This window comes from Streptomyces alboflavus (assembly GCF_000716675.1).
GTDB classification, from domain to species: Bacteria; Actinomycetota; Actinomycetes; order Streptomycetales; family Streptomycetaceae; genus Streptomyces; species Streptomyces alboflavus.
Genome location: NZ_JNXT01000081.1, coordinates 22,474 through 30,338 on the forward strand (window position 1 = coordinate 22,474; position 7,865 = coordinate 30,338).

General features: G+C 68.3%; 6 protein-coding genes. All 6 read right to left on the reverse strand.

Annotated features, from left to right (window positions below; genetic code table 11):
• Positions 1-17 precede the first annotated feature (17 nt).
• The 6 genes from OO63_RS37505 to OO63_RS37530 all read right to left on the reverse strand — a co-directional run bounded on the left by OO63_RS37505 (position 18) and on the right by OO63_RS37530 (position 7,572).
• Positions 18-1,202 (reverse strand): ABC transporter ATP-binding protein, encoded by a 1,185-nt coding sequence (locus OO63_RS37505; protein WP_030358942.1) that lies wholly within the window; start codon positions 1,200-1,202, stop codon positions 18-20.
• A gap of 11 nt (positions 1,203-1,213) precedes the next feature.
• Positions 1,214-2,356 carry an ABC transporter ATP-binding protein gene (locus tag OO63_RS37510; protein WP_030358941.1) on the reverse strand — a complete coding sequence of 381 codons (1,143 nt, stop codon included), beginning with the start codon at positions 2,354-2,356 and terminating at the stop codon, positions 1,214-1,216.
• The gene (locus OO63_RS37515; RefSeq protein ID WP_030358940.1) at positions 2,353-3,354 is read right to left on the reverse strand and encodes an ABC transporter permease; all 1,002 of its coding nucleotides are present in this window, start codon (positions 3,352-3,354) and stop codon (positions 2,353-2,355) included. Before OO63_RS37515 ends, OO63_RS37510 begins: the two co-directional genes overlap by 4 nt.
• A 164-nt stretch (positions 3,355-3,518) precedes the next feature.
• Positions 3,519-5,282 (reverse strand): ABC transporter substrate-binding protein, encoded by a 1,764-nt coding sequence (locus OO63_RS37520; protein ID WP_030358939.1) that lies wholly within the window; start codon positions 5,280-5,282, stop codon positions 3,519-3,521.
• A 101-nt stretch (positions 5,283-5,383) separates the two neighbouring features.
• Entirely contained in the window at positions 5,384-6,388 is a 1,005-nt protein-coding gene (locus OO63_RS37525; protein WP_030358938.1) for an ABC transporter permease, read from the reverse strand.
• A gap of 368 nt (positions 6,389-6,756) precedes the next feature.
• Positions 6,757-7,572, reverse strand: coding sequence for an enhanced serine sensitivity protein SseB C-terminal domain-containing protein (locus tag OO63_RS37530; protein WP_380831887.1), 816 nt, complete (start codon positions 7,570-7,572; stop codon positions 6,757-6,759).
• Positions 7,573-7,865: the final 293 nt, after the last annotated feature.

Consider the following 7,865-nt stretch of genomic DNA (forward strand, 5'->3'; position numbering starts at 1 on the left):
GCCGATTCGGCCCGCGCTCAGTCCTTCGTCGCGTCGGTCGTCTCTGCCTCAGGCTCCTTCGCCGGGGCACCCTCGTCCGCGGACTCCGCGTCAGCGACATCTGCCGCGGTGGTGACCGACACCACGTCAATGGCCTCTCGGGCCACGGAGAGCAGCTTCGTGTCCTCCGGCGCCTGGTCCGGCGCGTTCTCCGGGTGGTGGCACGCCACCTGGTGCGCCGTCTCCAGAGCCACGAACGGCGGCTCCTTGACGGCGCAGATCTCCGTCGCCTTCCAGCACCGCGTGTGGAAGCGGCACCCCTTCGGCGGGTCGATCGGCGAGGGCACGTCGCCGCGCAGCAGGATGCGCTCGCTCTTCACCCCGCGCCGCTTGGGGTCGGGCACCGGCACCGCGGACAGGAGCGCCTTCGTGTACGGGTGCATGGGCTTGGTGTACAAGTCCTTGCGGTCCGCGAGTTCGACGATCTTGCCGAGGTACATGACCGCGATGCGGTCGGACACGTGCCGGATGACCGACAGGTCGTGCGCGATGATCACGTAGGTGAGCCCGAGCTCGTCCTGGAGGTCGTCCAGGAGGTTGACCACCTGCGCCTGGATGGACACGTCCAGGGCCGACACCGGCTCGTCCGCCACGACCAGCTTCGGCTGCAGGGCGAGCGCACGGGCGATGCCGATGCGCTGGCGCTGACCGCCGGAGAACTCGTGCGGGTAGCGGTTGTAGTGCTCAGGGCTGAGGCCGACCCGCTCCAGCATGCCCTGGACGGTCTTCTTGATGCCTCCCTCGGGGTTCACGCCCTGGAGCTTGAAGGGCGCACCGACGATCGTGCCGATGGTGTGCCGGGGGTTCAGCGACGAGTACGGGTCCTGGAAGATCATCTGGACGTCGCGGCGCAGCGGCCGCATCTTCGCCGTGCCCAGGTGCGTGATGTCCGTGCCCTCGAACTCCACCCGCCCGCCGGTCGGTTCGAGCAGCCGGGTGATGAGTCGGCCCATGGTCGACTTGCCGCAGCCGGACTCACCGACGACGCCGAGGGTCTCACCGGAGCGCACGTCGAAGCTGATCCCGTCGACGGCCTGGACGGCCGCGACCTGGCGCTGCAGGAGCCCCTTCTTGATGGGGAAGTGCTTCACCAGGCCATCGACCTTGAGGAGCACGTCCCGCTCGGAGGCCGGGGCGGGTTTCGCCTGCGCGGGGATGGTCATGTCCTGGTCCTTCACAGCTTCGGCGCAATCTCTTCGGTCCAGATCTTGGTGCGCTCCTCGCGCGACATGTGGCAGGCCGAGTAGTGCCCGGAGCCGACCAAGCTCAGCTCGGGGCGCTCACTGCGCGTGATCTGGTCCTTGGGCACGTCCGCGTACGGGCAGCGCGGGTTGAAGGCGCAGCCGCTCGGCAGGTTGATGAGGCTGGGCGGGGAGCCCTTGACCGGGACGAGGCGCTCGGTCTCCTCGCGGTCGATGCGCGGCATCGAGCCGAGCAGACCCCAGGTGTAGGGGTGCTGGGGCTCGTAGAAGACCTGCTGCGCGGAGCCGCGCTCGACGCAGCGGCCGCCGTACATCACGAGCAGTTCGTCGGCCATCTCCGCCACCACGCCGAGGTCGTGGGTGATCATGATGACCGCGGAGCCGAACTCCTTCTGCAGGTCCCGGATCAGGTCCAGGATCTGCGCCTGGACGGTCACGTCCAGGGCGGTGGTCGGCTCGTCGGCGATGAGCAGCTCGGGGTTGTTGACGAGCGCCATGGCGATCATCGCGCGCTGGCGCATGCCGCCGGAGAACTCGTGCGGGTAGGAGTCCACGCGCTTGTCGGGCTGCGGGATGCCGACCCGGTCGAGCATGTCGATGGCGTGCTTGCGGGCCGCCTTCTTGTCGACGTCGTTGTGGACCCGGTACGCCTCGATGATCTGCTTGCCGATCGAGTAGTACGGGTGCAGCGCCGACAGCGGGTCCTGGAAGATCATCGCCATCTCGCGGCCGCGGAGTTTGCGCACCTCGTCCGCCGGGGAGCTGAGCAGCTCGGTGCCGTTCAGCCAGATCTCGCCGGACAGCTGCGCCTTGCGGCGGCCGTACTGCCCGGCGGTGTGCAGGCCGAGGATGCCGAGCGAGGTGACGGACTTGCCGGACCCGGACTCGCCGACGATGCCGAGGGTGCGGCCCTTCTCCAGGCTGAAGCTGAGGCCGTCGACGGACTTGACCAGGCCGTCGTCGGTCGGGAAGTGCACCTTGAGGTCGCGCACCTCGAGGAAGGCGGTGGGAGCGGGCGAGCCGGCGACGACCTCGCCGACGGCCGTGCCGGTCTTCGACACGGTGGCTTCCGCGTCGCCCTCGGGCGCCGCTCCGCTCTTGGACAGTTCGGTCATCCCAGCCTCACTCGCGGGTCGATGACGGCGTACAGAAGGTCCACGACGAGGTTGGCGATGGCGATCGCGAGGGCCGCACACAGGGTGACGCCGAGGATCACGGGCAGGTCCTTGCTGCTGATGGCCCTGACCGCTTCCAGGCCGAGGCCCGGGAGGTTGAAGGTGGACTCGGTGAGCACGGCGCCGCCCATGAGCACGCCGAGGTCGAGTCCGAAGACGGTGAGGATCGGTGTCATCGCGGAGCGCAGCGCGTGTCTGCGGATGACGACGACCTCGCCGAGGCCCTTGGCGCGCGCGGTGCGGATGTAGTCCTCGCCCAGCACTTCCAGCATGGTGGCGCGGGTGAGGCGGGCGTACATCGCGGCGTTCAGGAAGGCGAGCACGACCCAGGGCAGGATCAGCGTCTGGAACCAGACGTCGATGGAGTCGTCCGTACTGAGGCTGTCGGCGATCTTCACCCAGCCCAGGTTGTGGACGAAGACGCCCATCGCGATCATGCCGGTGAAGAAGACGGGGAGCGAGACGCCGCCGAGGGCGGTGGTCATCGCGGCGCGGTCCCAGATGGTGCCGCGCTTGAGCGCGGAGACCACACCGGTGAGGACACCGGCGCCGAGCCACAGCACACAGGCACCGGCGGCGAGCGCGCCGGTGACGGGCAGGGCGTCCTTGAGGGTCTCCCAGACGGGGGCCTCGGTGCGGAAGGAGTAGCCGAAGCAGGGTGCCGGGCAATGGGTGACGTCACTGCCGTTGACGTAGTCCCGGCCCATCGGGATGCCCTTGATGAAGTCCCAGAACTGGACGATCAGCGGGTCGTTGAGGCCGAGTTTGGCGCGAATGCCTTCGAGCTGCTCGGCTCCGGCCTGCTTTCCGGCGAAGAGGACGGCGATGTCCTGTCCAGCCCACTTGGGCAGCATGTAGAAGACGGTGAAGGTCGCGAGCAGTACGACCAGCACCATGATGATGACGGCGATCAGGCGCCGGATGAGATAAGCAAGCACTGTGCGCGGCCCGGCGGTGGTCCCGTGCTCCCTGGTGAGGGGTTCGGGGCCACCGCCCGGGGCCATCACCTGCCCTTCGGACTGGCGGAATCGGCGGCGGTGTGACGGTCAATCAACTAGGGGCGCCACGGCGGGGGTCGCCCGCCGTGGCGAGGTGGCGGAGGCTACTTCTTGACGCCGAGGGCGACGTAGTCGTACCGGCCGTTGTAGGCGTCGGACATGTAGGCGTTGGTCAGCCGCGGGCCACGCCAGGTGATGTTCTTCTCGTACAGGAAGGGCATCCAGTCGGCCTGGTCGAGGATGCGCTTGTCGAGCTTCTTGTAGATCTCCGCGGCCTTGGCCGGGTCGGTCTCCGCGATCGCGTCATCGAACATCTTGTCGATCTTCGGGTCCTTGATCTGGGACTCGTTGTAGTTGCCGTTCTCGTTGAGGAAGCGGCTGTCGAACAGCGGCTGCGCGTAGCCCTGGCCGGTCGGGAAGTCGGGGCCCCAGCCGCTCATCTGCATGCTGTAGCCGCGCTTCCTCACGACGGAGGGCGAGCCGGTGATGCTGGCGGAGTCGGCGCCGTCCAGCTGCTCCACGGAGACGTTGATGCCGACCTTCTTGAGCTGCGCCTGGAGCGCCTCGGCGGTGTCGACCTCACCCGGGTTGTTGTTGCGGGCTGTGATCTTGGCGCTGAAGCCGTCGGGCTTACCGCACTTCTTCAGCTCCTCCTTGGCCTTGGCGGCGTCCGGCTTGCCCTTGCGTTCCACGACGCCGTACGGGTCGTAGTCGCTGTAGCCCGGAACCGCCTTCGGCAGGGTGCTGTTGGCGATGTCACCGGCGGCGAGGGCGCCACCGCGGGTCTGCTGCAGACCCGCGAAGTCGGTGCCGTAGAAGACGGCCTTGCGGCAGTGGACGTTGTCGAACGGCTTCGCCGTGTGGATCAGGGCGACATAGCGCACGAAGGACGTGTGCATGTTGTCGACGCTGTCCTTGTGCTTCTGCACGGCGGTGACGCGGCCGGACTGGGTCATGCCGGTGCCGTTGAGGTCGACGTCGTAGTCGCCGGCCATCAGGCGCTTGTCGTTCTCCTCCAGGTTGGCGGAGATCGTCACGTCGACCTTGTCGGGCAGCGCCGGGCGGATCGGGTCCGAGGCCTTCTTCCACTTGTCATTGCGGACCAGGACGATCTTCTTGCCGGCCTTGTACTCCGAGAACTTGTACGGTCCCGAGGAGAACGGCCGCTGCGTGTACTTGGCCTTCGTGTCCTTGGCCTTCTTCACGGGGGAGCCCGCGGGCATCGCCAGGAACTGCTCGAAGTCACCGTTGCGCTTGGGCAGCTTGAAGATGATGGTCTGGTCGTCGGGCGTCTCGATCGCCTTCAGGCCGTCCGCGGAGCTGTCCTTGTACGGGCCCTTGTAATCGCCCTTGGGGTCGAGCGTCTGACGGATGTAGCCGGGACCACCAGTGATCGTGTCGGTGGCCCACAGACGCTCGATGCCGTACTTGACGTCCTTGGAGGTCAGCTTCGAGCCGTCCTCCCAGGTCAGGCCGTCACGCAGGGTGTACGTGTAGGTCTTGCCGTCGTCCGAGATCTTCGCGGTGGACGTGGCCAGGTCCGGCACCAGCTTCGTGCCCGCCTTGCCCGGCTTGGTGTCGTACGACACCAGCTGGCGGGTGTAGAAGCGCATGAAGTCCCAGGACATGCCGTAGTAGGCGCGCTGCGGGTCGGCGGAGTCGAGGTCCTGCTTGCCGACCATGCGGAGGGTGCCGCCGGTCTTCTTGGACGCGTTGGCGACCTTGTTCAGAGCAGCGTTGTAACCGGCGCCCTTGCCGTCACCGTCGCTGTCACCGTCGCCGCCACCGCAGGCCGTGGTGGTCACCAGGGCCGCGACGACGAGGGCCGCGCCCGCGGCGAGCCGCCTTTTCGGGGGAAGTGTGGGCATTTTCTCGCAACCTTCCAGATTTGCGGTCCTTGGCTTATCGCTGCCGGAGAACCATGGAAAGAGCCACCTGACCAGCGGCAGGGGCAAGTCAGTCGGGACTGCTAGCGGGTTCCCTTGGGGTCGAGCGCGTCGCGCAGACCGTCCCCGAAGAGGTTGAAGGCGAGCACCGTGATGAAGATCGTCACGCCCGGGAAGACCATGAACATCGGGTCGTGCTCGTACGTTTCGAGAGCGTCGCGCAGCATGCCGCCCCAGGAGGCGGTCGGCGGCTTGACACCCGCGCCCAGGAAGCTGAGGGCGGCCTCCGTGAGGATGTTCGTGGGGATCATCAGCGTCGCGTAGACGGTGATGGGGGCCACGAGGTTCGGCAGGAGTTCGCGGAACAGGATGTGGCGCCGGCCGCCGCCGAGGCTCTTGGCGGCCTCCACGTACTCGCGCTCCCTGAGCGAGAGCGTCTGGCCGCGCACGATGCGCCCGATGTACGGCCAGCCGAAGAAGCCGATGACCAGGACGAGGATCGCGACGCGCACGCTCGTGCCTTGCAGGCCAAGGAGGTCGTCGGGGAGCACCGAGATCAGGGAGATGATGAAGAGCAGCTGCGGGAAGGACAGCAGCACGTCCATCACCCGGCTGATCAGCGCGTCGACCCAGCCGCCGAAGTAGCCGGCGATGATGCCGAAGAGCGTGCCGAGCACCACCGCGACCACGGCGGCGAGGAAGGCCACGAGCAGCGAGATCCGCGCGCCGTAGACGATCCGGCTGAACACGTCGCGGCCCTTGTTGGGCTCGACGCCGAACAGGAAGTCGCTGCTCACGCCGCCGAACGAGCCCGTGGGCAGGTTGGTCAGCGGGTCCAGCTTGTCCTGGTGGAAGTCGTTCGGCGGGTGGCCGAGAAGGCCGACGATCAGGGGCGCGAAGACCGCGACCAGGACCAGTACGAGCACGGTGATTCCGCCGGCCAGGGCCACCTTGTCCCGCTTCAGTCGGTTCCAGGCGATCTGCTTGAGCGACCGCCCCTCGACCTTCTTCACCCCCGCACCAGCTGCGGGAGCGACGTCCTCGGTGGGTTTCGCGTCCGCAGGTGTGTCATGCAATGGCGCCGTCATCGTGGCAGGGACCCCTCTCAACCGGCGGTGACCGGCCCGCACTTGCCGCTGTAGCGACGTGATCGTCCGTCGTACACAGGGGCGAAGGCCCCTTGGAGCGGGAGTCTTCAACGGGGTCGTGATCTGTTACCAGACTTGTCGGGGAATGGATGCGCAACCGTGATGCTGATCGAGGTGTTCCGTTATCCGGACGAGACTGAACGCCGGGCGAACGCAGGGCACTTCGGGGCCAAGGCGCCATGGGAGTCCATACCGTCGCTCGGGCACCCTTAGGGGACATCGCGCACGTCGGCGCTGATCAGCAAGCTCCCGACCGGCTAAATCCGGACGCTGTCCGGATCGGTGCGGAGGGGTTTGTGCCGTTTTGTTCAGTACGGGGCGGGATAGCCGTATCCGCCCGCGGCGGGGGCCGGGGCGGCCTGTGCGTCGCGGTCGTAGAACGGGCGGGCGTTGGCGCGCAGCCACATCGCCACCGGGTCGTGCGGGTCGGCCATCGCCACGGTGGAGACCGGCAGGCCCTCGGGGACGGCGCCGATGGACTGCTGCATCATCGCGCGGACCGTGTCCACCGCGCCCGGCGAGGTGTCGTACACATCGAGGCCGATGGCCAGGTACGGGGCGCCGAGCGCGGGCTGCACCCAGGCGCGGCGCAGCGAGCGGACCGTCGGGGTGCGGTGGGCGTTCTGGCTCAACAGGGCGTAGAACTGCGGGAGTTCGATGGCCGGTTCGGTCAGGCGCAGGGGCCCCGCGGGCTGTAGGTCGAGGCCACTGGCGATGCGGCGCAGGTCCAGCCAGGGGATGCCGACGCCGCCGCCCGGGGCGTGCGGATTCAGCCAGAGGCCGTAGTGGTCGGGGTACAGGGCGCGGGCCGCGTCCAGGCCGGTGAGCACCTCGTAGCCGCGGTTCCAGCCGCTGGCGGAGAGTTCCTGGGCGGAGGTCACGCAGGGGGCGTAGCCGAGCCCTTCGACTTCCATGTTGCCGTACTGCGCGTCGGGGGAACCCGACTGGCCGTGCCAGAGCAGCATCCACACCTGGTCGTCGGCGAGGGCTCCGAGCAGCGCCTCGTACGCGTCGTAGCGGCCCGGCGCCACCTGGCGCAGCATGTGCTCGACGTTTCCCCAAGCTCGCGGGCGCGCTCCAACAGGGGAGGCCCCGTCGCCCGCGGCCGTGCCCGACGCACTCACCCGTAACCGCCCCTTCACGACTTGCCCGACGTGCTCGACCCGTCCGCACGGGTGTGCTCGGGTCGAGTCAATGGAACCAGCTTACTTCTGGCGTGGGCGCCTTGATCGGGGCTCGGGTGGGTCGTTGGTTCCCGTTTCCCTCGGCCGGGGCGTGGGTGTCTCCTCGGCTCGGCCGCGGATGCTGTGCCGCCGCTGCGCGGCGGCCTTCCCACCCGCCCACCCGTTGCTGTCGGCCCCGGGGTGGGGGCCGGGGGCCGTGCGGCGCGGGGTGGCGTTCCCGTGCGGGCCGGGGG